The following is a 26,349-nucleotide window of genomic DNA, read 5'->3' as shown; positions in this document are numbered from 1 at the left end:
GCCCGGTGGTCGTCGAGGAGCGCGACCCGGCCCGGGACGCCGCCCTCGCCGCCCGCCTGCTCGAGGTCCAGCACGCCGCCTACGCCGTCGAGGCGCGGCTCATCGGCGACGACCGCATCCCCGCCCTGCACGAGGATCTGGCCGCCCTGCGGGCCGCCGGCCTGTCCTGGCTGGTCGCCCGCGACGGCGGGACCGTCCTCGGCGCCCTCGGCCGGCGGGACACCGCTGGCGGTGTCGACGTCGACCGGCTCGTCGTCGACCCGGCGCACGCGCGCCGCGGCACCGGGCTGGCCCTGGTCGCCGCCGTGCTGGAGCGGGCCGGGGACCGCCCGGTCACCGTGTCCACCGGCCGCGCCAACACCCCGGCCCGCCGGCTCTACGCCCGGGCCGGGTTCGCCGAGGTGGGCGGGCGCGAGGTGCTGCCGGGCCTGTGGGTGGTCGACCCGCTCCACCCGCCCCGCAGCCCGCCTCAGACGCCGACGGCGCGGTCGGCCACCACCTGGTCGTAGACCTGCTCGTGCACGGCCTGCACCGCTGCCCGCTGCTCCGCCCGCCAGGCGCGGTCGGCCGGGCGGGGCATCGGCCGGGTCAGCGCCGCGCCGACGGCCACGCCGAGCGACACCGGGTCGAACCCGCACTCCTCGTCGTTGCCGTAGCCGACGACGTCGGACCACTGGTCGGCGAACCACCCGCAGCGGGGCGCCACCACCCGCGTGCCGACGTCGCGGCACACCTCCAGGTCCCGGGAGTGCGTGCCGCAGCGCTGCGGCAGCACCGCCACGTGCAGCTCCTGCAACTGCGCGGCCCAGCGCGCCGGGTCCCGGACGACCACCTCCAGCCCCTCGGCGCGGGCCAGGTCCGGGTCGAGGGCGAGCGCCTGCCCGGGCTCGAGGAACACCCGCAGCCGCCCGCCGCCGGAGACCGCCCCCGACAGCGCGGCCCGCACCATCGCGCCCGGGTCGGTCACCGTCGTCCCCGCGATCCCGAGCGCCAGCCCGACCAGGCCGCGCTCGGCGCCGGCGTCCGGGTCGGCCGCGGCCACCGAGGGGTGGGCGACGACGATCGCCGTCCGCCCGAAGCGCTCGGCGATCTCGTCGGCGGCGCCGGGGGTCAGCGTGAAGACGACCTCCGCGGTGGCCAGCAGCGCGGCCAGGTGGGCGTCGTGCCGGTGCCGGGCGGGCTGGGCGGGGTCGCGCGACTGGTGCACGGTGACGACCAGCGGCACGCCGGTGCGGCGCAGCGCCTCGGTCCAGCTGACCACCTCGTCCTCGTGCAGGTGCCCGTAGCCGGCGTGCAGGTGCACGACGTCGACCAGGCCGGCGTGCGCGGTGAGGTACGCCGGGTCCAGCCAGGGGCTGGGGTCGTGGGCGGGCCCCACCCGCACCGCGGAGGCGGGCAGCACGGCGTCGACGTAGGGGTCGGCGTGCGGCACCGTCGCGACGCGGATCCGCGCGGGCGACGCGGACGTCGGTAGTGCGTGCATCACTCGGTGGTGCACTCCTCCTGCGGTCGAGCACTGCGACAGCAGGGGCGGTGCTCCTCGATGAACTCCGGGGAGTTCCGGTACCCAGGATGGTGCCGCACAACCGTGTGGAGCCTCACCGGGTGGCCTGCGTCACCCGATGGGGGCTCAGCCGGCGCTGCTGCGCGCCTCCCGCGCGGCGGCGTACGCCGGGGCCCGGAACCGGGCGATCGGGCCGTCGGCGAGCAGCCCCGGCGGCGGGTTGCGGACGGCGTCGAAGCGCAGGTCCGGGTCGAGGCCGTCGACCGGGTCCCCGAGGGTCAGCCGGGCGAAGGGCACCCACTCGCCCGCCCCGCGGGCGACCACCAGGCGGAACGTGGTCCCGGGGGCCGCGGCGGCGACCGGCGCCGGGTCCGACGGCAGGGCCTCCGGCCGGTCCGGGACCGCGGCGAGCCGGAGCGTCCCCGCGGCCGAGCGGTAGCCCATGATCGACGAGTAGGTGGTCGCGGCGTCGACGCGGAGCACCGGCAGGAGCCGCGTCCAGCGGCCGGAGCCGGTGCTCGACAGCAGCAGGTCCACGGGCCGGCCGCCGTCGGGCAGGCGGACCGCGAGGCCCAGGAGGTCCGGCAGCGGGGCGGGCAGGCCCGCCCCGCGGGACAGCCGGACGACGGCGGCCTCGCGCGCGGGCTCCTCCAGCCACGGGACGCCCCAGGAGCCGGGGAGGCCGGTCCGCTCGAGCACGGCCGTGACGACGGCGCCGCGAGGGTGCATGGGCTTGCCGCGGCGCCGGCGCGCCAGCGCACCGAGCGGCACCGCGGCCAGTCGTCCGGCCAGTCTCGCGAGGTCGTGCACGCCGCTGCCCTACCCGCGCCCCCGGGCCCTGCACGTGTCGTTCGTCAACCGGCAGGACCTGCCGGTGGCCGGGCGGGATGTCCGTCGTTCCTTGCCTGTGACACGGAGCAATCCGCCGCATACGGTCGGTCAGTGCTCACGACGCTCCTGGTCACCGGCGGGGTCCTCGCCGGGCTGCTCCTGCTGCTGGCCCTGATCGTCGCCCTGAGTTCCCGGCCTGCTCCCCGCACCGCTCCGCGGCCCGGTGAGCGCTCGGCCGGCTGGGTGGCCGACGCCGGCCGCCCCCACCCCGACGCGTGGTCGCCGATCACCACGACGACGGAGATCCGCCCGGTCCGCTGACCGGGCCCCTGGTCCGGCGTCCCGGCGGCTGCGGACGGCGCGCCGCCGGGACGACCCGTCCCCTCAGCGGCGCACCGGCGCCCACTCCGACTCGGCGCGCAGCACCGGCTTGAGCACCTTGCCGCCGGGGTTGCGGGGCAGCACCGCCGTCCGCACGGACACGAACTGCGGCACCTTGAAGTCGGCCAGGTGCGCGCGGGCGTGCACCATGAACGCCTCGACGTCGAGCTCGGTGCCGGGCACCGGCACGACGACGGCGCCGACCTTCTCCCCCATCACCGGGTCGGGCACCCCGACGACGGCGACCTCGAAGACCCCCGGCGCGGCCGCCAGCGCGTTCTCCACCTCGACGCAGTACACGTTCTCGCCGCCGCGGTTGATCATGTCCTTGGCGCGGTCGACGACGTAGGTGAACCCGTCGTCGTCGATGCGGGCCAGGTCGCCGGAGTGCAGCCAGCCGTCGGTGAACGCCTGCGCGGTCGCCTCCGGCTTGTTCCAGTAGCCCTGCACGACGTTGGCGCCGCGGATCAGCAGCTCCCCGACGCCGGTCTCCGGATCGGGGTCGGCCACCTGGAGGTCGACCACGGGCGCGGGGAAGCCCACCGAGTCGGCGTGCGTGCCGGCGTACTCGTGCGGCAGGAACGTCGAGATCGACGACGTCTCCGACAGGCCGAACCCGTTGCCCACCCGCGCCGCCGGGAACGCCTGCTTGATCCGCGCGACCAGCTCCGGTGCGATCGGCGCCCCGCCGTAGGTGGCGAACCGCACCCCGCTCACGTCGACGTCGGCGAAGGCGGGCTGGTTGACCGCCAGCCAGAACACCGCGGGCACCGAGGTGACGACCGCGATCCGCTCCTCCGGGATCACCCGCAGGAACCGGCCGACCTCGAACGCCGGCATGACCACGGCCGCCGCGCCGCCCTGCAGCGCCGGCAGCAGCTGGCTGTTGCAGCCGGTGACGTGGAACAGCGGCACGCTGACCAGGTTCCGCAGCGACGGGTCGTGCCGGCCCAGCCCGACCACCCGGCGCGCGTTCTCCGTGTTGGTCAGGAAGTTCTCGTGGCTGGTCATCGCGCCCTTGGGGAAGCCGGTCGTCCCCGAGGTGTAGAAGATCGCCGCGAGGTCCGACAGGGCGAGCCCCTCCTCGGCGTACGGGGCGCCGTCGGGCAGCGGGTCCCCCGGCGCCAGCACCACCCGGGCCCCGCTGTCGTCGACCACGTACTGCGCCTCGGGCTCGGTGAACCGGGTGTTCACCGGCACCGCGACGCCACCGGCCAGCAGCGTGCCGAAGAAGCCCAGCACCCAGTCGACGCCGTTGCCCAGCCGGATCGCCACCCGGTCGCCGCGGCCGACACCGGCCTCGCGGAGCCCGCCGGCGACCCGCGCCGCGCCGTCCCACAGCTCCTGGAAGGTCAGCCGCGGGCCGTCGACCTCGACGACCGCCTCGCCGCCCGGATCGCGCTCGACCGAGGCCCGCAGCATCGCGACGACGGACTCCGGCAGGTCGGTGTAGTGCTTGACGCCGGCCGCGTCGCGCTCGACCCCTGCCTCGTCGAAGGGGTGCAGCGCCATCTCAGTACGTCCCCACGTTCTCGAAGTACCGGCGCGGGACGTCCACCAGCATCGTGGTGATCTGCTCCTCGGTGACGCCGTGCTCGCGCACGTAGGGCAGGACGTCGTCGTGGATGTGCGTGTAGTGCCACTGCGGCAGGAGGTCCATGACGCCGGGGGCCAGCCAGTCGATGTAGCAGGAGGCGTCCTGGGAGAGCACCATCCGGTCGGCGTAGCCGCGGCGGCACATCTCGACCAGCGTGTCGGCGCGGGCCTCGAAGGTCGTGTCCAGGTTGATGCCGAAGCGGTCCATGCCGAGGACGAAGCCCGCGTCGGCGAGCTCGGACAGGTGGTCGACGTCGGTGGTGTCCCCGCTGTGCCCGAGCACGACCCGGCCCGGGTCGACGCCCTCGTCCGCCAGCACCTTCTGCACGTCGAGCCCGGTGTGGCTGCCCGGGTGGGTGTGCACGGTGATCGGGGCGCCGGTGGCGCGGTGCGCCTTGGCGACGGCGCGCATGACCCGCTCCACGCCGGGCGTGAGGCCCTGGTGGTCGATGGCGCACTTGAGGAACGCCGCCCGGACCCCGGTGCCGGCGATCCCGTCCCGGATGTCGCCGACGAACATGTCGACCATCGGGTCGGGCACCTCGGCGCCGACGGCCTCGTTCAGCGCCGGGCCGCGGTAGTGGAAGAAGAACGGGACGTCGTCGTAGGTGTAGCAGCCGGTCGCGACGACGATGTTGAGGTCGACCTGCTCGGCGATCCGCTGGATGCGCGGGATGTAGCGGCCGAGGCCGATGACGGTGGGGTCGACGATGGTGCGCACGCCGGTCCCGGCCAGCTTCCGCAGCTTCTGCACCGCGTCGGCGACCCGGTCGTCCTCGCTGCCCCACTCGCCGGGGTAGTTCTGCTGGACGTCGGCGTTGAGCACGAACACGTGCTCGTGCATGAGGGTCGGGCCGAGTTCGGCGGTGTCGACGGGGCCGCGAACGGTCTGCACCTGGGGCAACGGGTCCTCCTCTGGGCCGTCCCGGACGGCGCCGTCCGGGGACCGGGACGCTACCGAGGACGTGACCTGCGTCGCACCCGGGGTCAGCCGCCGGCCACCAGCTCCGCGGCCCGCTCGCCGAGCATCACCGCGGTCGCCGCCGGCCCGCGCGAGGGCGCCGCCGGCAGCACCGACGTGTCGGCCACCCGGAGCCCGTCGACGCCGCGCACGCGCAGGCGCTGGTCGACGACGGCGCCCGGGTCGTCACCGGGCCCCATCCGGGCGCTGCCGGCGAGGTGCACCGCGGTCGTGAGGTGCGCGCGGACCCAGCCGTCGAGGGCGGCGTCGTCGGTGAGGACGCCGGCCGGCGGGCCGGGGCGGGCGGCGACCAGCGGGGCCAGCGCGCGGGTGCGCAGCAGGCCGTCGGCCAGGCGCACCACCTCGCGAAGCCGCCGCCGGTCGGTCGCCGTGGCCAGGTACCGGTGCTCGATGCGCGGCGGCGCCGCCGGGTCCGCCGACGTCAGCGTCAGCCGGCCGCGGCTCTCCTCCCGGTACAGGCCGGCGGCCAGCGACAGCGTGCGGTCGTCCCCGCCCCCGCCGGGGACCACCCGCCCCCAGGGCCGCAGCCACGGCAGCACCTCCAGGTCGCCGGGCACGGGCGAGTCCGAGGAGGTGGCGTTCAGCGATCCGTGCAGCGGCAGCGGCCAGTCGCCCTCGGGCAGCCCCGGCACCGGGACCCAGGGCAGGTACACCAGCGGGTGGTCGGTCAGCCCGGCGCCCACCCCGGGCAGGTCGGCGACGACATCGAGGCCGTGCGCGCGCAGGTGCGCGGCCGGGCCGATGCCGGACAGCAGCAGCAGGTGCGGCGAGCCGACGGCGCCCGCGGCCAGCACCACCTCGGCGGCGCGCACCGTGCCGGCGTCGGTGGCCACGCCCACCGCGCGGCCGCGCTCGACGAGCACCCGCCGCACCCGCACCCCGCCGCGCACGGTCAGCAGCGGCGACCCGCGCCGCGGGGACAGGTAGGCCATCGCCGCGTTGACCCGCAGGCCGCCGTCGACGGTGAACGGCACCGGCCCGTAGCCCGGCGGGCCGCCGGCGTTCTTGTCCGGCTCCTCCGGGACGCCGAGCTCGGCGGCCGCCGCGGCGAGCGCCTCGGTCAGCGGCGAGCCACCACCGGGCCGGGTGACCGGCAGCGGACCGCCACGGCCGTGCCCCGGCCGGTCGCCGTACTGGCGGTCGTCCTCGAGCCGCCGCCAGGCCGGCAGCGTGGCCGCCAGGCTCCACAGGTCGTTGCCGGCGGCGGCCCAGCCGGCGTGGTCGGCAGGGGTGGCGCGGACGAAGTAGCCGCCGTTGACGGCGCTGGACCCGCCGACCACGCGCCCGCGCGGCAGCGGGGCGGTCCTGCCCGGGGTCAGCTCGGTGGTGAACGACCAGTTCGCCGGGTGTCCCGGCACGGTGGCGCGCAGCGTGGCGGGGTCGCGCAGGTCGTCGGGGAAGTCGGCGGGCCGGGGGTGGTCGGCGCCGGCCTCGAGCAGCAGCACCCGGCGGCCGGTGTCGGCGAGGCGGGCGGCCAGCGCGCAGCCGGACGAGCCGGCGCCCACCACGACGACGTCCCAGCCGCCGGCGTCCCCGCTCACAGGCCGAGGACCCCCGGCAGGTCCAGCCGCCGGACCTTGCCGGTGGAGGTGCGCGGCAGCCCCCCCACCGGGTGCAGGCTCTTGGGCCGCTTGGCCGGGGACAGCCGCTCCCGCGCCCAGGCGGCGAGGTCGGCGGGGTCCGCGGCGCCCACGTAGGCGGCGACCACCCGCTGCCCCCACTCGTCGTCGGGGACGCCGACGACCGCGCTCTCCACCACGCCCGGGTGGGCGTCGAGGACCGCCTCGACCTCGGCCGGGTAGACGTTCACCCCGCCGGAGATGACCAGGTCCTCGCGGCGGCCGTCGAGCCAGACGGTGCCGTCGGCGTCGACCCGGCCGAGGTCGCCGACGGTCACCCGGTCGCCGCGCCACGCCGCCGCCGTCTTCTCCGGCGCGCGCCAGTACTCGAACCGTGCCCACCGCGGCACGGCGCACCACAGCTGGCCCCGCTCGTCGGTCTCCAGCCGCCGGCCCGGCCGGGCGCGGCCGACGCTGCCCGGGTGCGCCAGCCAGTCCTCGGTGGAGCAGACGGTGAACTGGGCCTCGGTGGAGCCGTAGAACTCCCAGACGCTGCCCGCCGGCAGCGCGTCGAGCACCGCCCGCTTGAGCGGCTCGGGGCAGGGCGCGCCGGCGTGCGCGAGGACGCGGAAGGAGGACCAGTCCACGTCGTCGCGGGCGAGCAGCCGGCGCAGGTGGGTGGGGACGCAGAACGTCGTCGTGGGGGCGAGCCCGCTGATCGCCGCGGCCGCCCGGACGGCGTCGAACGGGCCGGGCAGCAGCACCTCGCCGCCGGCCAGCAGCGTGTGCACGGCGAAGCGCAGCGGCGCGGAGTGGTGCAGCGGCGAGAGCACCAGGTGCCGGTCGGCGGCGGTGAAGCCCCAGAGGCCGATCTCCTCGGCGGCCAGCGCGCGGGCGTCGCCGTCGTCGAGGACGCCGGACCACACGCCCTTGCGCCGCCCGGTGGTGCCCGACGTGTAGTGCATCGGCCGGGCCAGCGGCACGTCGGCCAGGCCGGCCTCGTCGTCGGCGGCGAGCAGCCGCTCGGGCGCCGCGCCGGCGTCGAGGGCGGCGTCGGCGTCGTCGGCGAGGGCGGCCCGCTCGGCGGCGGGCAGCGCCGGGTCGAGCACCACGGGCACGATCCCGGTGCGCAGCGCGCCGAGGACGACCGCCAGCAGCGCCGGGGAGGACGCCGCCGAGACCAGCAGCCGGTCGCCGCGCCGCAGCCCGGCCGCCCGCAGCGCGGCCGCGGCCCGCCGCTGGTCGCGCTCGCTGTCGGCGGCCCGGACGACGGCGACCCCGTCGCTCACGGCAGCCGCACCCGCTCGCCCTCGACGACGACGTGCCCGTCGGCGGCGAGCTTGGCCAGCGTGGCGCGGGTGGACTGCGCGGCCGCCGGCCACAGCTCCCGCGGCACCTCGGCGTAGACGTCGGCCACCACCGCGTCGACCGTGCCCGCCCCGCGGACCAGCGCGGCCAGCAGCTGCGACTCCCGGAACGCCCGGTGGGCCAGGTAGAAGTCGAGGACGGCGCCCGGGTCCTCGGTCAGCTCCGGCCCGTGCCCGCAGTACAGCGCGCTCGGCCCGAGGTCGTGCACCCGCCGCAGCGACTCCAGGTAGGCGACGACGTCGCCCTCCGGGTGGGTGACCACCGACGTGCCGCGCCCCAGGACGTGGTCGCCGACCAGCACCGCCCCGGACTCCAGCCGGAAGGCCAGGTGGTCGGCCGTGTGCCCGGGCGTCGGGACGACGTCCAGCGCGGTGCCCGCCAGCCGCAGCCGCTCCCCCGGCTCGAGCACCCGGCCACCGGGGCCGGCGACGGTGGCGTCGGCGGCGGCGACCGGCGCGTCGAAACGGGCTCCCCACGGCTGCGCGGCCTCGGCGTGGTCGCCGTGGTGGTGGGTCACGAGGACGGCGACGCAGCGCGCGTCGCGGGCGGCCAGCACCTCCTCCACCGCGGCGAGGTGGGCGGGGTCGTCGGGGCCGGGGTCGACCACGACGGCCTGGCCGCTGCCCGGCGCGCCGACGACGTAGGTGTTGGTGCCGTCGAGGGTCATGTCCGACGGGTTGGGGGCCAGCACGCGGGTGACCAGCGGCTCGAGGTCCGCCGTCCGCGGCAGCCCGCCGGGGGCGGGGAGGTCCCAGGTGACGCGGGGGTCGGCGGGGGCGCGCACGCCCGCACGGTAGCCGCGCCCGGACGCGTACCGCCCGCCCGGCCGTTAGCCTCCGGGCATGCGATCGATCGCGTCCCCGTCCCGCTCCGCCGTCGTCGCCGCGGCCGCGGCCGTCGTGCTCACCGCCTGCGGCGGGGCCGACGGGTCGGGCAGCGAGGAGACCGCCGAGTCCACCGCCGCGAGCACCTCCAGCTCCGCCGACTCCAGCGGCGGCTCGGGCAGCTCGTCCTCCGCGGGCGGCGACGACGCCGCCGTCGCGGCGTTCTGCGAGCAGGCCGCGCAGTACGAGGAGCTCGGCAACCAGCTCTCCGCCGCGACGACCGAGCAGCTGCCCGGCCTGCTGCAGCAGGCGGCCGCCGCGTTCGACTCCGTGCAGCCGCCGGCCGAGATCGCGAACGACTGGCAGGTCGTGGGCGACGCCGTGCAGGCCTTCTCCGACACCGCCAACTCCGTCGACCTCTCCACCCCCGACGGGCAGGCCCAGCTCCAGACCGCCGCCCAGCAGTTCGTGACCGTCGCGCAGGGCCCGGAGGCCACCAACGTGGCCCGGTTCGGCGAGGAGAACTGCGGCGCCGCCGCCCCCACGAGCTAGTCCCCGGACACGACACGGCCCGCTCCCCGCCCGGGGGCGGGCCGTCGTGGTGTCCGGCCCGGTCAGCGGCGGGCGGGGACGGTCCCGGCGAGCACCGCGGCGGCCAGGCCGGCGAGCACGACGAGCAGCAGCGCCGCGGACAGCCCGACGCCCTCGGCGAGCGCGCCGACGGCGGGCGGACCGGCGGCCGAGCTGAGGTAGCCGACGGTGGTGACCGTGGCGATCGCCACCGGGGCCGGGATCCCGGCGCTCCGACGGCGCGGCGCGTCCGGGGCGGCGCCGAGCACGACCGGCGCCAGCGGGGCCACGGCCAGCCCGACGAACGCCCAGCCGGCGAGCGCCCACCCCGCGGTGGGCGCCAGCACCGCCAGCCCCGCCCCGGCTGCGACGGCCAGCCCGCAGCCCCGGACGACGGTGGCGCGGCGGTACCGCAGGAGCAACCGGTCCCCGGGCAGCCGGCCCACGACCAGCGCGGCGGTGACGGCCAGCAGGCCCGCGGCGGCCAGCCCCGGCCCGGCGCCGTGGTCGGTCCGCAGGTGGACGGCGACCCACTGGGTGGCCGAGGCGTCGACCAGGAACGCGCACGAGGCCACCGCGCCCAGGCCGAGCAGGCCCCGGCGGGACCCGGCGGGGCGCGGGTGCGCGGGCACCCGGGGCCCGCGCACCAGCAGCCGCGTCGCGGGCCCGCCCGCGAGGAGGCCGGCCGCGGTGGCCGCGCCGAGGTGCACGCCGAGCGGGACGTCCGCGGCGGCGGCCGCCGTCGCCCCGAGCGCACCGAGCAGCAGCCCGAGCCCCTGGGCGGCGTGCAGGCCGGACAGCACCGGGCGCCCGCACCGCCGCTCCAGCTCCACGCCCTGGGCGTTGAGCGCGACGTCGACGACGCTGTTGGCGGCGGCCCAGCCGGCCAGCGCGGCCGCCAGCCAGGGCAACGACGGCGCCGCCGCCGCGACGGGCAGCAGCGGCGCGTAGCCGGCCAGGCCGAGCGCCGCCCCGGCGCGGCTGCCGAGGCGGGTGACCAGCGCGCCGCCCAGCGGCAGGCCGAGCAGCGCCCCACCCTCGATGCCGAGGACCGCGACCGCCAGGCCGCCCGGCGACAGGTCCAGCCGTTCCTGCACCGCCGGGACCCGCCCGGCCCAGCTTGCCGCGAGCAGGCCGGTGAGGAGGAAGAGGACCCGGGCCGCCGTCAGGGCCCGGACCGGGACGGGGTGCTCGGCGGTCACCCGGGAGGCATCCCCGCCGCGGCCATGACCATCCATCAGGATCGGCGGGGACGGTCCTGACACGCGGTCATGGGGCGGGGACACTGCGGGCCGTGCTGGACACGACGAGGCTCGCGACGCTGCACGCCGTCCTCACGCACGGCTCGTTCACCGCGGCGGCGGCCGCGCTGCACCTCACTCAGCCCGCGGTCTCCCGGCAGGTGAGCCTGCTGGAGCGGCAGCTCGGCACGCTGCTGGTCCACCGCACGCAGCAGGGCGTGCGGCCCACCGAGGCCGGCCGCCTGCTGCTCGCCCACGCGGAGACGCTGCTCGCGGGCCTGGAGCGGGCCGAGCGGGAGGTGCGCGAGCTGGCCGGCCTGGCCCGCGGCACCGTGCGGCTGGGCTCCTTCTTCTCCGCCCTCGTGCACCTGTCCGCCGAGCTGGCCGCGGCGCTCGGCGAGCGCCATCCCGGCCTCGTCGTCGTCGACGAGCTGGTCGACCGCGCCGCCGCCCTGGCCCGGCTGCGCCGCGGCGGGCTCGACCTCGCCCTCGTCTTCGAGCCCGACCTGGAGCCCGCCCCTCCCGCCGACGACGTCGAGCTGCACCCGCTGTTCGACGACCCGCTGCGCGTCGCGCTGCCGGCCGGCCACCGCCTGGCCGGCGCCGCCGCGGTGCGGGTGCGCGACCTGGCCGCGGACACCTGGATCCGCCCGCACGACGGCTCGGCCGCCCGCCGGCTGGACGCGGTGCTCGCCCGCGCCGGGGTGACGCCCCCGCTGCTGCTGGCCGGCCACGGGGACGAGCCGGTGGAGACCCAGGCGCTCGTGGCGGCCGGCCGCGGCGTCGCGCTGACCCACGAGCTCACCGTGGTCGTCGGCGGGCACGACCTGGTGCTGCGCCCGCTGGCCGACGAGCCCGGTTCCCGCCGGGTGCAGGCGGCGGTGCTGCCGGGGCCGCGCCCCCCGGCGACCGCCGCCGCGCTGGCGGCGCTGCAGCGGATCGGCGCGGCCCGGCGCGCCCGGCTCAGCAGCCGCTGATCGACACCCCGCGGGCGCGCAGCCACGGCACCGGGTCGACCTGGCCGCCGTAGAGGGCGCCCGAGGGGTGGACCTCGAAGTGCAGGTGCGGGCCGGTGGACTGGCCGCGGTTGCCGACCTCGGCGATCAGGTCGCCCGCGACGACGCGCTCCCCGGTGCCGACGTACTCGGCGTTGACGTGGCCGTACACGGTGACCGCGCCGTCGTCGCCGCGGACGTAGATCGCCAGGCCGAAGCCGGTCGCCGGGCCGTGCCGGACCACGACGCCGGAGGTGGCGGCGTAGATCGGCGTCCCGATCGGGGCGGCGATGTCGACGCCGCCGTGCAGCACGCCCCAGCGGGAGCCGAAGCAGCTCGACGTCCGGCCCGAGGTCGGCTTCACGTAGCCGGACCCGCTGACCTCGGAGGCGGCGGCCGTCGCCGTCCCCGACGACGCGGTGCTCGACGACGCGGCGCTCGACGCCGCGGCGCGGGCGGCGGCGGCCGCGGCGGCGGCCTCCTCGGCAGCGCGGGCGGCGGCCGCAGCCGCGGCGGCCTCCTCCTCGGCCTTCTGCCGCTGCCACTCCTGGTAGGCGTCGCGGGCGCCCTGCAGCTCGAGCAGGTGGATCTGCGCCGCCTGCAGCTGCTGGTCCAGCGCGGCCTTGTTCGCCTCGGCCGCGGCGACGGCGTCCTGCTGCGCGGCCACCTGGGCGTCGGCGGCCGCCTTGGCGTCGGCGGCCTGCTGCTCGGCGGCCGCGGCCGCGTCCCGGGTGGCCCGCGCGGCGGACTCGGCGTTGGCCTGCCGGACCCGGGCCACCTCGAACTCCTCGAGCACGTCGACCTGGGTGTCGGCGACGTACTCCAGCAGCGCGGCCCGCTGGACGAGCTCACCGGGGCCGGCGGAGTCCAGCAGCGCGGACGCGGTGGCCAGGGTGGGGTCGTTGACGTAGCTGTCGCGGGCGAACCCCGCGATGCGGCCGATCGCGGCGTCGACGTCGTCGGTCGCGGCCTGCAGGTCGGCGGCGGCCTGCGCGGCGGCCGCCTGGGCCTGGACGAGGGCCTCCTCGGCGGCGAGGAAGGCGGTGCCGGCGGCCTCGGCCTGCACGCCGAGCCGCTCCAGCTCGCTCTCGGCCGCGGCCACCTCGGCGGCCAGGCGGCCCACCTCCGCGGCGGCGGCGTCCTGGGCGGCCTGCGCGTCGGCGATCTCGCCGTCGCTCGGGTTCACCGGCGGCGGCGGCACGGCCGACGCGGGCCCGGCGGTGCCGAGGAGCACCACGCAGGAGAGCAGGCCGACCAGGGCGGTGCGCACGCCTCCACGGCGACGGCCGGTCCGGGCGGGACGGCACTGCGGCATTCGGGCACTCCTTGGGGAAGAGGAGGTGGTGCGGGGTCGCGGCGTCAGCGTCGTCCGGCGGACACGCGTCACAGTGGCAACACGCGGCACGGATGTCACACCGTGACCGCACGACACAGTCATCGACATCCGTCACACCACTTGTCGACACCCGGGGCGCGGGACTTGAGACCCCTCGGGGGTGACGGACGGCACTTCCGCACGTTCTAGGCTCGGCGGTCGTGGACGTCTTCGGCTCCGGTGCTGAACAGGTGGTCTTCTGCTCCGACCCGGCCTCGGGCCTGAGGGCGGTGATCGCCGTCCACTCGACGGCGCTGGGTCCCGCGCTCGGCGGCACCCGCTTCCACCCCTACGCCACCGAGGACGAGGCGGTCGCCGACGCGCTGCGCCTGGCGCGGGCGATGACGTACAAGAACAGCCTGGCCGGCCTCGACCTCGGCGGGGGCAAGGCCGTCGTCATCGGGGATCCGCGGACCGACAAGACCGAGGCGCTGCTGCGCGCCTACGGCCGGTTCGTCGAGGCCCTCGGCGGCCGGTACCTGACCGCGTGCGACGTCGGCACGACCAACGCCGACCTCGACCTCGTGGGCCGGGAGACCCGCTTCGCCCACGGCCGCTCCGAGGTCTACGGCGGGTGCGGGGACTCCTCGGTGCTCACCGCGTTCGGCGTCTTCCAGGGCATGCGCGCCGCCGCCCAACACCGCTGGGGCGAGCCGACGCTGTCCGGGCGCACCGTCGCCGTCGCCGGCGTCGGCAAGGTGGGCGGCTGGCTGGTCGACCGGCTGGTGGCCGACGGCGCCGACGTCCTCGTCACCGACGTCGACCCCGCCGCGGTGCAGCGGGTCCTCGCCCGGCACCCCGGCGTGGAGGCGGTCGCCGACACCGCGACCCTGGTGCGCTGCCCCGCCGACGTCTACGCGCCCTGCGCCCTCGGCGGCGCGCTCGACGACGCGACGGTCGCAGCCCTGCAGGCCGAGGTGGTGTGCGGCGGCGCGAACAACCAGCTCGCGCACGAGGGCATCCCGGACCAGCTGACCGCGCGCGGCATCCTCTACGCCCCCGACTACCTGGTGAACGCCGGCGGGGTCATCCAGGTCGAGGACGAGCGGCACGGCTTCTCCTTCGCCCGTGCCGAGGCCAAGGCGGCCGGCATCTTCGACGTCGCGCTGCGGGTGTTCGAGACCGCCGCGACCGAGGGCGTCTCCCCCGCCGTCGCCGCCGACCGGCTGGCCGAGCAGCGGATCGCCTCGGTCGGGCGGCTGGCGACCATCCGGCTGCCCCGCTGACCTGCGCCCTCGGCCGCGGCGTGGCGCGGACCACGCCCCGGTCGGGGGACCGCGGGGGAGGACCCGTGCCCGCGCCTCGTCCGTGTCGTAGGCTGGGTCAAGACACAGTCACTCAGTCGGGGTCGCCACGCGGGCCGTCCAGCCCGTGAGCTGGACTCCCGTTCTCCGTCACGAGGGGGTCGAGCCGATGGGGCGCGGCCGAGCGAAGGCCAAGCAGACACGCGTGGCCCGTGAGCTCAAGTACAGCTCACCCAACACCGACCTCTCCGCGCTGCAGCGCGAGCTGGCCGGTTCTCCGTCTCCGTACACCGCGTCGCGTGCCGCCAAGGACGACGACGAGGACGACGACGAGTACACCGACCGGTGGGCGGACGACGACTCCGAGGACGACTGGGCAGCCAGTCGCTGAGGGTCGGCTCCCCGCCGGTCTGATCGACACGACACACCGCCGTCCCCCGCGGGGCGGCGGTGTGTGCCGTGGTCAGCGGTAGGACCCCACCAGCCGGGCGCCGGTCCCGCCGGTGCCGACGGTGCCCGCCACCCAGGCCGGCACCCCGCGGCCGGTCAGCAGGCCCACCGCCCGCTCGGCCTCGTCGGCCGCGACGACGGCGACCATGCCGACGCCGCAGTTGAACGCCCGCTCGGACTCCTCGCGCGGCACGCCGTGCTCCTCGAGCAGGGACACCACGGCCGGCAGCGCCCAGGTGCCGCGGTCGAGCACCGCCTCCAGCCCGTCGGGCACCACCCGCGCGGTGTTGCCGGTGAGCCCGCCGCCGGTGACGTGCGCGAACGCGTGCACGCCGTCGACGCCGAGCCCGGCCACCAGCGCCAGGCAGTCGAGGGCGTAGATCCGCGTGGGCTCGAGCAGCACGTCGCCCAGCGGCCGGTCCAGCCCGGCCGGGGTGGCGGCGAGGTCCAGCCCGGCGGCGGACACCACGCGGCGCACCAGGGAGTAGCCGTTGGAGTGGAACCCGCTCGAGGCCATCGCGACGACGACGTCGCCGTCGCGGACCCGCTCGGGCCCGAGCACCGCGTCGGCCTCGACGACGCCGACCGCGGTGGCGGCCAGGTCGTACTCGTCGGCGGCCATGAGGTCGCCGTGCTCGGCGGTCTCCCCGCCGACCAGCGAGGCCCCGGCCTGCGCGCACCCGGCCGCGATGCCGGTGACGATCGCGGCGATCCTCTCGGGGACGACCTTCCCGCAGGCGACGTAGTCCTGGAGGAACAGCGGCTCGGCGCCGCAGGCCACCAGGTCGTCGACGACCATGGCGACGAGGTCGATGCCCACGGTGTCGTGCCGGTCCAGCTGCCGCGCCAGGGCGATCTTGGTGCCGACGCCGTCGGTGGACGAGGCGATCAGCGGGCGCCGGTAGCGCGTGGTGTCGAGCGCGAACAGCCCGGCGAAGCCGCCCAGGCCGCCGACCACCTCGGGCCGGCGGGTCCGCTCGACCGCCGTCCGCATGAGGTCGACGGCCCGCTCACCGGCGGCGATGTCGACGCCGGACGCCGCGTAGGTGAAGCCACTGTCCCCGGACGCCTGCCCCCCGGACGTCGGGCTCACGGACGGCGCAGGGCGTCGTCGGCACCACCGGGCAGGGCGGGGCTGCCGGCCTGCTGGCCGGTCCAGCCGGTGACCGCGCGCTCGCCGTCGTCGACGCGCGGCATCGGCGTGCGGGCCACGCCGGCGGGGAGACCGCCCTCGAGGACGTGCTTGCCGAGCACCCCGGACTCGCCGAGCGGGATCGGGTACCGGCCGGTGAAGCAGGCGGTGCACAGCCGGTTGACCGGCTGCTCGGTGGCCGCGATCAGGCCCTGCTCGGAGACGTAGCCGAGGGAGTCGGCGTTGATGGAGGCGCGCACGCCGTCGACGTCGAGGCCGTTGGCGATCAGCTCGGCGCGGCTGGCGAAGTCGATGCCGTAGAAGCACGGCCACTTCACCGGCGGGCTGGAGATGCGCACGTGCACCTCGACCGCGCCGGCCTCGCGCAGCATGCGGATCAGCGCGCGCTGGGTGTTGCCGCGCACGATCGAGTCGTCGACGACGACCAGCCGCTTGCCGCGGATGACGTCACGCAGCGGGTTGAGCTTGAGCCGGATGCCGAGCTGCCGGATGGTCTGCGACGGCTGGATGAACGTGCGGCCGACGTAGGAGTTCTTGACCAGCCCGAGCCCGTAGGGGATGCCGCTCGCCTCGGCGTACCCGACCGCGGCCGGCGTGCCGGACTCCGGGACCGGGATCACCAGGTCGGCGTCGGCGGGCTGCTCCTTGGCCAGCCGGCGGCCGATCTCGACGCGGGCGGCGTGCACGCTGCGGCCGCCGATCGTGGTGTCGGGCCGGGCGAGGTAGACGTACTCGAAGACGCAGCCCTTGGGCTCGGCCGGGGCGAAGTGCTGGCTGCGCAGGCCGTTCTCGTCGATGGCCAGCAGCTCGCCGGGCTCGACCTCGCGGACCACGGAGGCGCCGACGATGTCGAGGGCCGCGGTCTCGCTGGCCACCACCCAGCCGCGCTCCAGCCGGCCGAGGACCAGCGGGCGCACGCCCTGCGGGTCGCGGGCGGCGTACAGGGTGTCCTCGTCCATGAAGGTGAGGCTGAACGCGCCGCGCAGCTGCGGGAGCACCTCCATGGCCGCGGCCTCGATGCTCATGTCGGGGCGGGCGGCGATGAGCGAGGTGACGAGGTCGGAGTCGGTGCTGGCGGTGAAGGCGCCGGGGACGCCGGCGTCGGCGGCCCGGCTCGCGAGCTCCGCGGTGTTGACCAGGTTGCCGTTGTGGCACAGCGCCAGGCCGGTGCCGGCGTCGGTGGTGCGGAACGTCGGCTGGGCGTTCTCCCAGGTGGACGCGCCGGTGGTGGAGTAGCGGGTGTGCCCGACGGCGAGGTGGCCGCGCAGGCTGCCCAGGGTGGACTCGTCGAACACCTGGCTGACCAGGCCGAGGTCCTTGTAGACGACCACCGAGGCACCGTCGGAGACCGCGATGCCCGCCGCCTCCTGACCGCGGTGCTGGAGGGCGTACAGGCCGAAGTAGGTCAGCTTCGCGACCTCCTCCCCCGGGGCCCAGACACCGAAGACGCCGCAGGCGTCCTGGGGGCCGGGAGCGTGGGGGTCGAGGTCGTGCGTCAGCCGTCCGTCACCGCGAGGCACACCGACGAGAGTACCGGCGCCCCCGTGGGTACCTCCTGTCCGAGCCGTGATCGTGACCACCCGGCCGCGGACCCGCGCAGGTCCGCGTGCGTCACGGGCGTGCGGAACCCCGGCCGGGGTCCGGCGCGTTGACGGACGGTCCACCTGAGAGGAGCCGACATGAGCAGCGACCGGCCCGACCCCAACGACTTCCTCGAGATGGCCCAGCGCATGCTGCGCGGGCTGTTCGACCCGTCGCGCGGCGCCGAGGGCGAGGACGACGACCCGTGGCGGCGGGCGACCGACCGCGACACGCGGCAGCGCCACCACGGGCCCAGCGCCGAGGAGCGGCGGGAGAACCTCACGTTCGCGCTCGCCACCCGCGCCGTCGAGGCGCTGGAGGACCTGGCGCTCAACGTCGCGGCGATCCGCCAGCGCCTGGAGCGGTCGGGCACGCCGGAGGCCCCGGCCGCGGAGCCCCGCACCGACGGGACCACGGCCGGGGACGACGCCGGCCCGGCGTGACGTCGGGGTCGGCGCCGTCCTACCGGACGGTGCCGATCTCGGCGGAGATGCGGGTGTCCTCGCCGTGGCCGGTGTGCACCACCGTGTCGCCGTGCAGGGTCAGCAGCTTGCTGCGGATGGACCGCACGATCGTCGGGTGGTCGCTGAAGCTGCGGCCGGTGGCGCCCGGGCCGCCGTGGAACAGCGTGTCGCCGGTGAAGACGGCGGCCAGGTCCGGCGCGTGCAGGCAGGTGCTGCCCGGCGAGTGACCCGGGGTGTGCAGCGCGGTCAGCGACGTGCCGGCCACCCGGAACCGGGTGCCCTCGGCCAGCGCCTCGTCGGGCTCGGCGCTCTGGTGGACCATCTCCCACAGCATCCGGTCGGCGGGGTGGAACCAGACCGGCGCGCCGGTGGCCTCGCGCAGGTCGACCGCGGCGGTGATGTGGTCGTTGTGCCCGTGGGTGAGCACGATCGCGGTGACCCTCCGCCCGCCGATCGCCTCGACGATCGGCTCGGCGCGGTGCGGCGCGTCGACCACCAGCACCTCGTCGTCGTCGCCGACGAGCCAGACGTTGTTGTCGACGTCGAAGTCCTGCCCGTCGAGGCTGAACACCCCGGAGACGACGGCCTTGTCGATGCGGGCGGTCACTTCTCCAACACCACGACCGAGCGCAGCACGTCGCCGGAGCGCATCTTCTCGAAGGCGGCCTCGACGTCGTCGATGCCGACGGTCTCGCTGACGAAGTCCTCCAGCGGGAAGCGGCCCTGCCGGTAGAGGTCGACCAGCATCGGGAAGTCGCGGCTGGGCAGGCAGTCGCCGTACCAGGAGGACTTCAGCGCCCCGCCGCGGCCGAACAGCTCGATCATCGGCAGGGTGAGCTGCATGTCCGGGGTCGGGACGCCGACCAGCACGACCCGGCCGGCCAGGTCGCGGGCGTAGAAGGCCTGCTCGAACACCTCCGGGCGGCCGACGGCGTCGATCGCGACGTCGACGCCGAACCCGCCGGTGAACCCCTTGATCGCCTCGACGGCGTCGCTCTCCCGCGAGTTGACCGTGTGGGTGGCGCCGAACTGCCTCGCCCACTCGAGCTTCCGGTCGTCGACGTCGACGGCGACGATCGTCGTCGCGCCGGCCAGCTCCGCCCCGGCGATCGCGGCGTTCCCGACGCCGCCGCAGCCGAACACGGCGACGGACTCCCCGCGCTGCACCGCGCCGGTGTTGATCGCCGCGCCCACGCCGGCCATCACGCCGCAGCCGATCAGCCCGGCGGCGGTGGCCGGCGCCTCGGGGTCGACCTTGGTGCACTGGCCGGAGGCGACCAGCGTCTTCTCCACGAACGCGCCGATGCCCAGCGCCGGGGACAGCTCCGTGCCGTCCTCGAGGGTCATCTTCTGCGTGGCGTTGTGGGTGTTGAAGCAGTACTGCAGCTGGCCCTTGAGGCAGGCGCGGCACTGCCCGCACACCGCCCGCCAGTTGAGGACGACGAAGTCGCCGACGGCCACGTCGGTCACGCCCTCGCCGACCGCGGCGACGGTCCCGGCGGCCTCGTGGCCGAGCAGGAAGGGGAAGTCGTCGTTGATGTTGCCCTGGCGGTAGTGCAGGTCGGTGGCGCACACCCCGCAGGCCGCGACGTCGACCACCGCCTCGCCCGGCCCCGGATCGGGCACCAGGACCGTCTCGACGCTGACCGGTTCTCCCTTGCCGCGGGCGACGACGCCCCTCACCTCGTAGGCCATGCCGGGAGCCTATGGGCGGCCCGGGGGGTCCGCGCCCGCTGCTCCCGCTGGCCGGGAACCCCGTCCCGACGGGCAGGTTCCCGAACCCGGCCGTAGCGTTCCCCACAGCCGCCGTCCCCTGGAGGTCCCCCGTGGCGCTACCCGGCTTCCTGCGCCGTGAGCGCATCGTCGCCCGTCCCGGCTTCAACCGCTGGCTGATCCCGCCGGCGGCCCTGGCGGTGCACCTGTGCATCGGGCAGGCCTACGCCACCAGCGTCTACAAGACCGCGCTGGTCGAGGACTTCGGCACCTCCCAGACGGCGATCGGCGTCGTCTTCTCCATCGCGATCGTGATGCTGGGCCTCTCGGCCGCCCTGTTCGGCACCTGGGTCGACCGCAACGGCCCGCGCGCGGCGATGTTCGTGTCGGCGTGCTTCTGGGTCACCGGCTTCCTCGTCGGCGGCCTGGGCATCGAGACCCGGCAGCTGTGGCTGCTCTACCTCGGCTACGGCGTCATCGGCGGCATCGGGCTGGGCATCGGCTACATCTCGCCGGTCTCCACGCTGATCAAGTGGTTCCCCGACCGGCCGGGCCTGGCCACCGGAATGGCGATCATGGGCTTCGGCGGCGGTGCGCTCATCGCCTCGCCGCTGTCCCGGCAGCTGATGAGCTGGTACGACCCCGGCTACGACGGCACCGCCGGCACGGTGCCCAACGGCGGCGCCGTCGCGGCGCTGTTCTTCACCTTCGCCGCGGTCTACCTGGTCTTCATGATGTTCGGCGCCTTCATCGTCCGGGTGCCGGCCGAGGGCTGGAGGCCGGCCGGCTTCGACCCGGCCTCGGTCAAGCAGAAGGCGCTGGTCACCACGGAGAGCGTCTCGGCCGCCAACGCCGTCAAGACGCCGCAGTTCTGGCTGCTGTGGACCGTGCTGTTCTGCAACGTCACCGCGGGCATCGGCATCCTCGAGCAGGCCGCGCCGATGATCCAGGACTTCTTCCGCAGCGGGGACACCTCGACGGTCGCCGCCACCGCGGCCGCCGGCTTCGTCGGCGTCCTGTCGCTGTTCAACATGGCCGGCCGGTTCGTGTGGTCCTCGACGTCGGACTTCATCGGCCGCAAGCCGATCTACATGGTGTACCTCGGCGTCGGCCTGGTCCTGTACGTCGCGCTGGCCACCATCGGCAGCAGCGCCACCTGGGTGTTCGTCCTGCTCGCCGCGGTGATCATCTCGTTCTACGGCGGCGGGTTCGCGACCATCCCGGCCTACCTGCGCGACCTGTTCGGCACCTACCAGGTGGGCGCCATCCACGGCCGGCTGCTCACCGCGTGGTCGGCGGCCGGCGTGGCCGGTCCGTTGATCGTCAACAGCGTCCTCGACACCCAGGGCGAGCCGGGCAGCCTCGTGGCGGCCAACTACCGGCCGGCGCTGTTCATCATGGTCGGCCTGCTCGCCGTCGGGTTCGTCGCGAACCTGCTGGTGCGGCCGGTGGCCGGCAAGTGGCACGAGCCGCACCGCGACGCCGCCCCGGCCGCCCCCTCGACCCCGGAACGGAGCGCCGCCCGATGAGCACGCCGCTGTCGCAGCAGACCTCCCCCGACGGGCAGCAGCCCGTGCACACGCCCACCGGGCTGATCGCGTTCGCGTGGACGCTGGTCGGCGTCCCGCTGGCCTACGGCCTGTACCAGACGGTCAAGACCGCGCTGACCCTCTTCACCGGCTGACGCCCCGCCCGGGTGGGGAGCCTCTGTCGCGCTAGTGGCTCCTCAGCGGGCGCAGGGGCAGGTGGGCCGACAGGTCGGCGCGGTTGCCGCTGGCGCTGACCCGGCCCCCGGCGACGGCCTCGGCCCAGCCGAGCTCGCCGGTGGCCAGCCGCAGCCAGGTGCCCGCGTCGGTCTCGACGACGTTCGGCGGCGTACCGCGGGTGTGCCGCGGCCCGGGCACCAGCTGGACGGCGACGTGCGGCGGCACCCGCAGCTCCACGGAGCGGCCGGGCACCTGCTGGGCCAGCCACCGGGCGGTGGTCTTCACCGCCGCGCCCAGCACCGACCGCGCGGGCTGCTCGGCCTCCCCGGCCAGCCAGGGGCGGACGGCGTCGACGGCGGCGCGCAGCTCCTCGGCGGGGATCGGCTGCTGCGCGGGCATCAGCTGGTGGGGACGGTGCCCGCGGGGACGGTGCCCACCGTGGCCTCCGGCGAGCCGAACAGCGCCGGGAGGGTCGCCGTCCACGCCGCCCGCAGCTCGGCCAGCGGCAGCTCGCCGACGCCCTCGACGGCGAGGACGTCCCCGCCGGTGGTGCCGAGCTCGGTGACCGCGACGCCGGCCCACTCGGCGGTGGCGCGCACCGCCTCGGGGTCGGTCGTGGTGACGACGACGCGGGCACCGGACTCGCTGAACAGTGCGGTGAACGCGTCGATGCCGTCGGGACCGCCGAGCCGCAGCGTGGCCCCGGTGCCGTAGCGGAGCGCGGACTCGGCCAGCGCCTGGGCGAGGCCGCCGTCGGCCAGGTCGTGCGCGGAGGTGACCAGGCCCTCGCGGCCCAGCGCGCCGAGAAGCTCGCCCAGGGTGCGCTCGGCCTCGAGGTCCACGGCCGGCGGGCGGCCGCCGAGGTGGCCGTGGACGACGCTCGCCCACGCCGACCCGCCGAACTCCGGCCGGGTCTCGCCGAGCAGCAGCACGGTCTCGCCGCCGGCCCGCCAGCCGGTGGGGATCCGCGTGCGGACGTCGTCGTGCACGCCCAGGACGCCGATGACCGGGGTCGGGTTGATGGCGACGTCGCCGGTCTGGTTGTAGAGGCTCACGTTGCCGCCGGTGACCGGCAGGCCGAGGTCGCGGCAGGCGTCGGCCAGGCCCCGGACGGCCTCGGCGAACTGCCACATGACCTCGGGCTCCTCCGGGGAGCCGAAGTTCAGGCAGTTGGTGACCGCCAGCGGCCGGGCGCCGGTGACGGCGACGTTGCGGTAGGCCTCGGCGAGGTTGAGCTGCGCGCCGGCGTAGGGGTCCAGCCGGGCGAACCGGGCGTTGCCGTCCAGGGCGAGGGCGATGCCGCGGTGCGACTCCTCGTCGATGCGGACCACGCCGGCGTCGTCGGGCTGGGCGAGCACGGTGTTGCCACGGACGTAGCGGTCGTACTGCTCGGTGACCCAGGTCTTGTCCGCGCCGTCGGGGCTGGCGACGACGGCCAGCCAGTGCGCGGTGAGCTCCGCCGGCGTGGCCGGGCGGGGCAGCGCGGCCGGGTCGTCGGCCTGCAGGGCGTCGAGGTCGGCGGGGCGCTGCACCGGCCGTTCGTAGACCGGGCCCTCGTGGGCGACGGTGCGCGGCGGGACGTCGACGATGCGCTCGCCGTGCCAGTCGACGGTCAGCCGGTCGCCCTCGGTCACCTCACCGATGACGGTGGCCAGCACGTCCCACCTGCGGCAGACGGCGAGGAAGGCGTCCACCTTGCCCGGCTCGACGATCGCGCACATGCGCTCCTGCGACTCGCTCATGAGGATCTCGGCGGGCGTCAGGGTGCTGTCGCGCAGCGGGACGCGGTCGAGGTCGACGTGCATGCCGCCGGTGCCGGCGCTGGCCAGCTCGGAGGTGGCGCAGGACAGCCCGGCGCCGCCGAGGTCCTGGATCCCGGTGACCAGGTCGGCGGCGAAGATCTCCAGGCACGCCTCGATGAGCAGCTTCTCGGTGAACGGGTCGCCGACCTGCACGCTCGGGCGCTTGGCCGGCCCCTCCTGGTCGAAGGTCTCGCTGGCCAGCACGCTCACGCCGCCGATGCCGTCGCCGCCGGTGCGGGCGCCGAACAGGACGACCTTGTTGCCCACGCCCTCGGCCTTGGCCAGGCGGACGTCCTCGTGCTTCATAACCCCGACGCACAGCGCGTTGACCAGCGGGTTGCCGGCGTAGCACTCGTCGAACAGCAGCTCGCCGCCGATGTTGGGCAGGCCCAGGCAGTTGCCGTAGCCGCCGACGCCGGCGACGACGCCGGGCAGCACGCGGGCGGTGTCGGGGGCGTCGGCGCGGCCGAAGCGCAGCGAGTCCATGACGGCGACCGGCCGGGCGCCCATGGTGAGGATGTCGCGGACGATGCCGCCGACCCCGGTGGCCGCGCCCTGGTACGGCTCGACGTAGCTGGGGTGGTTGTGCGACTCGACCTTGAAGGTGACCGCGTAGCCGTCGCCGACGTCGACCACGCCGGCGTTCTCGCCGATGCCGACGAGCAGGTGCTCGCTGCGCGGCAGGTCGCCGAACTGCCGCAGGTGCACCTTGGAGCTCTTGTAGGAGCAGTGCTCGCTCCACATGACCGAGTACATCGCCAGCTCGGCGGTGGTGGGCCGGCGGCCGAGGATGTCGCGGATCCGCGCGTACTCGTCGCTCTTGAGGCCGAGCTCGGCGAAGGGCTGCTCGACGTCCGGGGTGCTCTCCGCGAGCGCGACGGTGTCGAGCCGGTCGGCCAGCGGGCCGGGGCCCGTGTCGAGGTCGGAGAGACCCTGCGTCATGCGCTGACGACCGCCTTCAGGACGCTGGTGAAGAAGCCGAGCCCGTCGGTCGACGGCCCGGTGAGGTCCTCGACGGCGTGCTCGGGGTGGGGCATGAGCCCGACCACCCGGCCGTCCTCGCTGGTGACCCCGGCGACGTCGCGGAGGCTGCCGTTCGGGTTCCCGCCCACGTAGCGGACCGCGACCCGGCCCTCGCCCTCGAGCCGCTCGAGCTCGGCCGGCGCGGCGACGTAGCGCCCCTCGCCGTTCTTGACCGGGACGACGATCTCCTGGCCCTCGGCGTAGGCGGACGTCCACGCGGTGTCGGCCCGCTCGATGCGCAGCCGCTGGTCGCGGTTGCGGAAGTGCAGGTGGCTGTTGCGGGTGAGCGCGCCGGGCAGCAGCCCCGCCTCGCAGAGGACCTGGAAGCCGTTGCAGATGCCGAGGACCGGCATGCCCTGGCGCGCCCGGTCGACGACGTCCTGCATCAGGGGCGCGCGGGCGGCGATGGCGCCGGCGCGCAGGTAGTCGCCGTAGGAGAAGCCGCCGGGCAGGACGACCGCGTCGACGTCCTTGAGGTCGTGGTCGGCGTGCCAGAGGACGACGGGCTCGGCGCCGGCCAGCCGCACCGCGCGGGCGGCGTCGACGTCGTCGAGGGAGCCGGGGAAGGTGATGACACCGATGCGCACGGCTCAGGCCCCCGGCAGGTGCAGCTCGACGTCCTCGATGACCGGGTTGGCCAGCAGCGTCTCCGCGATCTGCTTCAGCTCCGCCTCGTCCGGGGTGCCCTCGACGTCGAGCACGAAGTGCTTGCCCTGACGGACCCCGGTGACCTGCGTGTGGCCGAGCCGGCCGAGTGCGCCGAGCACCGCCTGCCCCTGCGGGTCGGAGATCTCCGGCTTGAGGACGACGTCGACGACCACCTGCGGCACGGCTCCCGAGCCTACCGGGCGCCCGCACCCGGCCGGTTCGTCCCTGCGAGACCGGCGCTGTCCCCGCGGTCGAGATCACGTGATCTCGCCGCCGTGTGGGCCGGAGACGGTCGAGATCGCGCGATCTCGCCCCCGCCCGGGCCGGAGACGGTCGAGATCACGTGATCTCGTCAGCGCAGCGCCGCGCGGATGGTGGCGACGACGTCGTCGGGCCGGCCAAGGACGTCGGCGGAGGTGAACCGGAGGACGGTCCAGCCGGCGGCGACCAGGCGGTTCTGGCGTCGGGCGTCGTTGACGAACACGTCGCGGTCGCGGTGCCCGTCGCCGTCGAACTCGACGACGACGCGGTGATCAGGCCAGGCGAGGTCGACGCGCGCCACGAACCCGGCCGCGTCGCGGATCTCGTACTGGACCACCGGAGCGGGTGTCCGGGCCTGGTGCAGCAGCCAGCGCAGCACCGACTCCATCGGTGACTCGGACCGCGCGTCGGCGACGGGGACGACCCTCCGGGCCCGGGCCGCGCCCCGGCCCGTCGGCCGGCGGGCGAGCTGACGCCGGAGGTCGGCGGTCGAGCACAGGCCGCCCAGGAGCTGGTCGGTCGCCGCCAGCAGGGCCGGCGGCTCGAGCACCCCGGCCAGATCGCGCCACGTGCGCGACGGGGTGGTGACCGGTTGCCCCCACCGGTGCGTCACCTCGTCGCCTGCCAGGGGCAGCCGGTGCACGCGCCGGTCCCGGCGGCTCTCCGCGCGGGTGGCTCCCGGGACGGTCAGGTCGACGCGGCGGTCGGCGACGTCCTGCAGCGGGAGCCGGAGACCCCACAGGTCCGCAGCGGTCCGGTGGCTGACGACGGCACCGGGCGGGGCGGTCATCAGCACCGCGGCGACCCGCGCGCCGACGTCGTCCACCAGGGCACGCGGCAGGTAGGTGTCGCGTGACAGCCGCTGCATCGTGGGGTGGCGCAGGTGCCGGTCGCCGAGTCCTGCCGCGTGCGCGGCGGCGCGGGTCGTGGGTCCGGTGATGCGCTGACGGCGTCGGCTGGGCACCGCGGCACCTTGCCGCGGGACCACAGCTGTCCGCTGACGCCGTCCACAGCCCCGTCGAGATCACGTGATCTCGGCACGTACGGGCCCCCGGAGCGTCGAGATCACGTGATCTCG

At 76.2% G+C, this 26,349-nt stretch carries 27 protein-coding genes; 9 read left to right on the top strand and 18 right to left on the bottom strand.

Annotated features, from left to right (window positions below; all coding sequences use genetic code 11):
* The first annotated feature begins 5 nt into the window (after positions 1 to 5).
* Positions 6 to 509, top strand: coding sequence for an N-acetyltransferase family protein (locus ACI798_RS11480; RefSeq protein ID WP_457047968.1), 504 nt, complete (start codon positions 6 to 8; stop codon positions 507 to 509).
* Here the strand turns inward: ACI798_RS11480 and ACI798_RS11475 are convergent.
* Entirely contained in the window at positions 470 to 1,483 is a 1,014-nt protein-coding gene (locus ACI798_RS11475) for a hypothetical protein (RefSeq protein WP_456942443.1), read from the bottom strand. The genes ACI798_RS11480 and ACI798_RS11475 overlap by 40 nt on opposite strands.
* A 147-nt stretch (positions 1,484 to 1,630) precedes the next feature.
* Positions 1,631 to 2,314 (bottom strand): phosphodiesterase, encoded by a 684-nt coding sequence (locus ACI798_RS11470; RefSeq protein WP_457047967.1) that lies wholly within the window; start codon positions 2,312 to 2,314, stop codon positions 1,631 to 1,633.
* A gap of 132 nt (positions 2,315 to 2,446) precedes the next feature.
* On the opposite strand from ACI798_RS11470, the gene ACI798_RS11465 reads away from it, so the two are divergent.
* Entirely contained in the window at positions 2,447 to 2,656 is a 210-nt protein-coding gene (locus ACI798_RS11465; protein WP_456927491.1) for a hypothetical protein, read from the top strand.
* A gap of 63 nt (positions 2,657 to 2,719) precedes the next feature.
* On the opposite strand, the gene ACI798_RS11460 is transcribed toward ACI798_RS11465, so the two are convergent.
* The 5 genes from ACI798_RS11460 to ACI798_RS11440 form a co-directional block, all read right to left on the bottom strand.
* Complete coding sequence (locus ACI798_RS11460) at positions 2,720 to 4,228, bottom strand: class I adenylate-forming enzyme family protein (RefSeq protein WP_457047966.1); 1,509 nt, start codon at positions 4,226 to 4,228, stop codon at positions 2,720 to 2,722.
* A 1-nt stretch (position 4,229) separates the two neighbouring features.
* Positions 4,230 to 5,207, bottom strand: a complete 978-nt coding sequence (locus ACI798_RS11455) for a phosphotriesterase family protein (RefSeq protein WP_456942484.1) — start codon at positions 5,205 to 5,207, stop codon at positions 4,230 to 4,232.
* 92 nt (positions 5,208 to 5,299) lie between these two features.
* On the bottom strand, positions 5,300 to 6,835 hold the full coding sequence (mftG, locus tag ACI798_RS11450) for a mycofactocin dehydrogenase MftG (RefSeq protein ID WP_457047965.1): 1,536 nt from the start codon (positions 6,833 to 6,835) through the stop codon (positions 5,300 to 5,302).
* Entirely contained in the window at positions 6,832 to 8,142 is a 1,311-nt protein-coding gene (locus tag ACI798_RS11445; RefSeq protein WP_457047964.1) for a class I adenylate-forming enzyme family protein, read from the bottom strand. The genes mftG and ACI798_RS11445 overlap by 4 nt, the downstream gene beginning before the upstream one ends.
* The gene (locus ACI798_RS11440; protein ID WP_457047963.1) at positions 8,139 to 9,005 is read right to left on the bottom strand and encodes an MBL fold metallo-hydrolase; all 867 of its coding nucleotides are present in this window, start codon (positions 9,003 to 9,005) and stop codon (positions 8,139 to 8,141) included. The genes ACI798_RS11445 and ACI798_RS11440 overlap by 4 nt, the downstream gene beginning before the upstream one ends.
* 58 nt (positions 9,006 to 9,063) lie before the next feature.
* Here ACI798_RS11440 and ACI798_RS11435 point away from each other — a divergent pair, with 58 nt between their 5' ends.
* On the top strand, positions 9,064 to 9,597 hold the full coding sequence (locus ACI798_RS11435; protein WP_457047962.1) for a hypothetical protein: 534 nt from the start codon (positions 9,064 to 9,066) through the stop codon (positions 9,595 to 9,597).
* 62 nt (positions 9,598 to 9,659) lie between these two features.
* On the opposite strand, the gene ACI798_RS11430 is transcribed toward ACI798_RS11435, so the two are convergent.
* Positions 9,660 to 10,817: an MFS transporter gene (locus ACI798_RS11430; protein WP_457047961.1), complete on the bottom strand. Its 1,158-nt coding sequence runs from the start codon at positions 10,815 to 10,817 to the stop codon at positions 9,660 to 9,662.
* Between the two features lie 92 nt (positions 10,818 to 10,909).
* Here ACI798_RS11430 and ACI798_RS11425 point away from each other — a divergent pair, with 92 nt between their 5' ends.
* Positions 10,910 to 11,833 (top strand): LysR family transcriptional regulator, encoded by a 924-nt coding sequence (locus tag ACI798_RS11425; protein ID WP_457047960.1) that lies wholly within the window; start codon positions 10,910 to 10,912, stop codon positions 11,831 to 11,833.
* Here the strand turns inward: ACI798_RS11425 and ACI798_RS11420 are convergent.
* Positions 11,820 to 13,121, bottom strand: a complete 1,302-nt coding sequence (locus tag ACI798_RS11420) for a M23 family metallopeptidase (RefSeq protein WP_457047959.1) — start codon at positions 13,119 to 13,121, stop codon at positions 11,820 to 11,822. The two genes, ACI798_RS11425 and ACI798_RS11420, sit on opposite strands and share 14 nt — an antisense overlap.
* Before the next feature lie 266 nt (positions 13,122 to 13,387).
* Between ACI798_RS11420 and ACI798_RS11415 the strand changes: the two genes are divergently transcribed.
* Positions 13,388 to 14,452: a Glu/Leu/Phe/Val family dehydrogenase gene (locus ACI798_RS11415; RefSeq protein WP_456942433.1), complete on the top strand. Its 1,065-nt coding sequence runs from the start codon at positions 13,388 to 13,390 to the stop codon at positions 14,450 to 14,452.
* A 187-nt stretch (positions 14,453 to 14,639) separates the two neighbouring features.
* Positions 14,640 to 14,861, top strand: a complete 222-nt coding sequence (locus tag ACI798_RS11410; RefSeq protein WP_456942432.1) for a DUF3073 domain-containing protein — start codon at positions 14,640 to 14,642, stop codon at positions 14,859 to 14,861.
* A gap of 72 nt (positions 14,862 to 14,933) precedes the next feature.
* Here the strand turns inward: ACI798_RS11410 and purM are convergent, their stop codons facing one another.
* A complete protein-coding gene (gene purM, locus ACI798_RS11405) occupies positions 14,934 to 16,013 on the bottom strand; it encodes a phosphoribosylformylglycinamidine cyclo-ligase (protein ID WP_457047958.1) in 1,080 nt (359 codons plus the stop codon).
* Complete coding sequence (gene purF, locus ACI798_RS11400; RefSeq protein WP_457047957.1) at positions 16,010 to 17,593, bottom strand: amidophosphoribosyltransferase; 1,584 nt, start codon at positions 17,591 to 17,593, stop codon at positions 16,010 to 16,012. Before purF ends, purM begins: the two co-directional genes overlap by 4 nt.
* Positions 17,594 to 17,752: 159 nt before the next feature.
* Between purF and ACI798_RS11395 the strand changes: the two genes are divergently transcribed.
* Entirely contained in the window at positions 17,753 to 18,097 is a 345-nt protein-coding gene (locus ACI798_RS11395) for a hypothetical protein (protein ID WP_456942429.1), read from the top strand.
* Between the two features lie 19 nt (positions 18,098 to 18,116).
* Here the strand turns inward: ACI798_RS11395 and ACI798_RS11390 are convergent, their stop codons facing one another.
* Both ACI798_RS11390 and ACI798_RS11385 read right to left on the bottom strand, forming a co-directional pair.
* Complete coding sequence (locus ACI798_RS11390) at positions 18,117 to 18,725, bottom strand: MBL fold metallo-hydrolase (protein WP_456942428.1); 609 nt, start codon at positions 18,723 to 18,725, stop codon at positions 18,117 to 18,119.
* Positions 18,722 to 19,813 (bottom strand): S-(hydroxymethyl)mycothiol dehydrogenase, encoded by a 1,092-nt coding sequence (locus tag ACI798_RS11385; protein ID WP_456942427.1) that lies wholly within the window; start codon positions 19,811 to 19,813, stop codon positions 18,722 to 18,724. Before ACI798_RS11385 ends, ACI798_RS11390 begins: the two co-directional genes overlap by 4 nt.
* Before the next feature lie 131 nt (positions 19,814 to 19,944).
* Between ACI798_RS11385 and ACI798_RS11380 the strand changes: the two genes are divergently transcribed.
* Both ACI798_RS11380 and ACI798_RS11375 read left to right on the top strand, forming a co-directional pair.
* On the top strand, positions 19,945 to 21,360 hold the full coding sequence (locus ACI798_RS11380; RefSeq protein WP_457047956.1) for an OFA family MFS transporter: 1,416 nt from the start codon (positions 19,945 to 19,947) through the stop codon (positions 21,358 to 21,360).
* Positions 21,357 to 21,515 (top strand): MFS transporter small subunit, encoded by a 159-nt coding sequence (locus ACI798_RS11375; RefSeq protein WP_456942425.1) that lies wholly within the window; start codon positions 21,357 to 21,359, stop codon positions 21,513 to 21,515. The genes ACI798_RS11380 and ACI798_RS11375 overlap by 4 nt, the downstream gene beginning before the upstream one ends.
* A 31-nt stretch (positions 21,516 to 21,546) precedes the next feature.
* Here ACI798_RS11375 and ACI798_RS11370 read toward each other — a convergent pair whose 3' ends face one another.
* From ACI798_RS11370 to ACI798_RS11350, 5 genes are all read right to left on the bottom strand, one after another.
* Entirely contained in the window at positions 21,547 to 21,936 is a 390-nt protein-coding gene (locus ACI798_RS11370; RefSeq protein ID WP_456942424.1) for a sterol carrier family protein, read from the bottom strand.
* Positions 21,936 to 24,281 (bottom strand): phosphoribosylformylglycinamidine synthase subunit PurL, encoded by a 2,346-nt coding sequence (gene purL / locus ACI798_RS11365; RefSeq protein ID WP_457047955.1) that lies wholly within the window; start codon positions 24,279 to 24,281, stop codon positions 21,936 to 21,938. The genes ACI798_RS11370 and purL overlap by 1 nt, the downstream gene beginning before the upstream one ends.
* Complete coding sequence (purQ, locus tag ACI798_RS11360) at positions 24,278 to 24,949, bottom strand: phosphoribosylformylglycinamidine synthase subunit PurQ (RefSeq protein ID WP_457047954.1); 672 nt, start codon at positions 24,947 to 24,949, stop codon at positions 24,278 to 24,280. The genes purL and purQ overlap by 4 nt, the downstream gene beginning before the upstream one ends.
* A 3-nt stretch (positions 24,950 to 24,952) precedes the next feature.
* Entirely contained in the window at positions 24,953 to 25,192 is a 240-nt protein-coding gene (purS, locus tag ACI798_RS11355; protein WP_387992145.1) for a phosphoribosylformylglycinamidine synthase subunit PurS, read from the bottom strand.
* Between the two features lie 170 nt (positions 25,193 to 25,362).
* Entirely contained in the window at positions 25,363 to 26,235 is an 873-nt protein-coding gene (locus tag ACI798_RS11350) for a DUF559 domain-containing protein (protein ID WP_457047953.1), read from the bottom strand.
* Positions 26,236 to 26,349: the final 114 nt, after the last annotated feature.

Source organism: Geodermatophilus sp. SYSU D01045, from assembly GCF_054050295.1.
Note: the sequence above shows the minus strand (reverse complement) of the source record. Positions and strands in the feature narration are given on the sequence as shown.

What these genes read in the sequence shown, in the direction of transcription:
- ACI798_RS11435 (WP_457047962.1), top strand. Translation starts at nt 9,064, where the DNA reads ATGCGATCGATCGCGTCCCCGTCCCGCTCCGCCGTCGTCGCCGCGGCC.
- ACI798_RS11370 (WP_456942424.1), bottom strand. Translation starts at nt 21,936, where the DNA reads ATGCCCGCGCAGCAGCCGATCCCCGCCGAGGAGCTGCGCGCCGCCGTC.
- purL (WP_457047955.1), bottom strand. Translation starts at nt 24,281, where the DNA reads ATGACGCAGGGTCTCTCCGACCTCGACACGGGCCCCGGCCCGCTGGCC.
- ACI798_RS11460 (WP_457047966.1), bottom strand. Translation starts at nt 4,228, where the DNA reads ATGGCGCTGCACCCCTTCGACGAGGCAGGGGTCGAGCGCGACGCGGCC.
- ACI798_RS11375 (WP_456942425.1), top strand. Translation starts at nt 21,357, where the DNA reads ATGAGCACGCCGCTGTCGCAGCAGACCTCCCCCGACGGGCAGCAGCCC.
- ACI798_RS11475 (WP_456942443.1), bottom strand. Translation starts at nt 1,483, where the DNA reads ATGCACGCACTACCGACGTCCGCGTCGCCCGCGCGGATCCGCGTCGCG.
- ACI798_RS11385 (WP_456942427.1), bottom strand. Translation starts at nt 19,813, where the DNA reads ATGGCCTACGAGGTGAGGGGCGTCGTCGCCCGCGGCAAGGGAGAACCG.
- ACI798_RS11395 (WP_456942429.1), top strand. Translation starts at nt 17,753, where the DNA reads ATGAGCAGCGACCGGCCCGACCCCAACGACTTCCTCGAGATGGCCCAG.
- ACI798_RS11410 (WP_456942432.1), top strand. Translation starts at nt 14,640, where the DNA reads ATGGGGCGCGGCCGAGCGAAGGCCAAGCAGACACGCGTGGCCCGTGAG.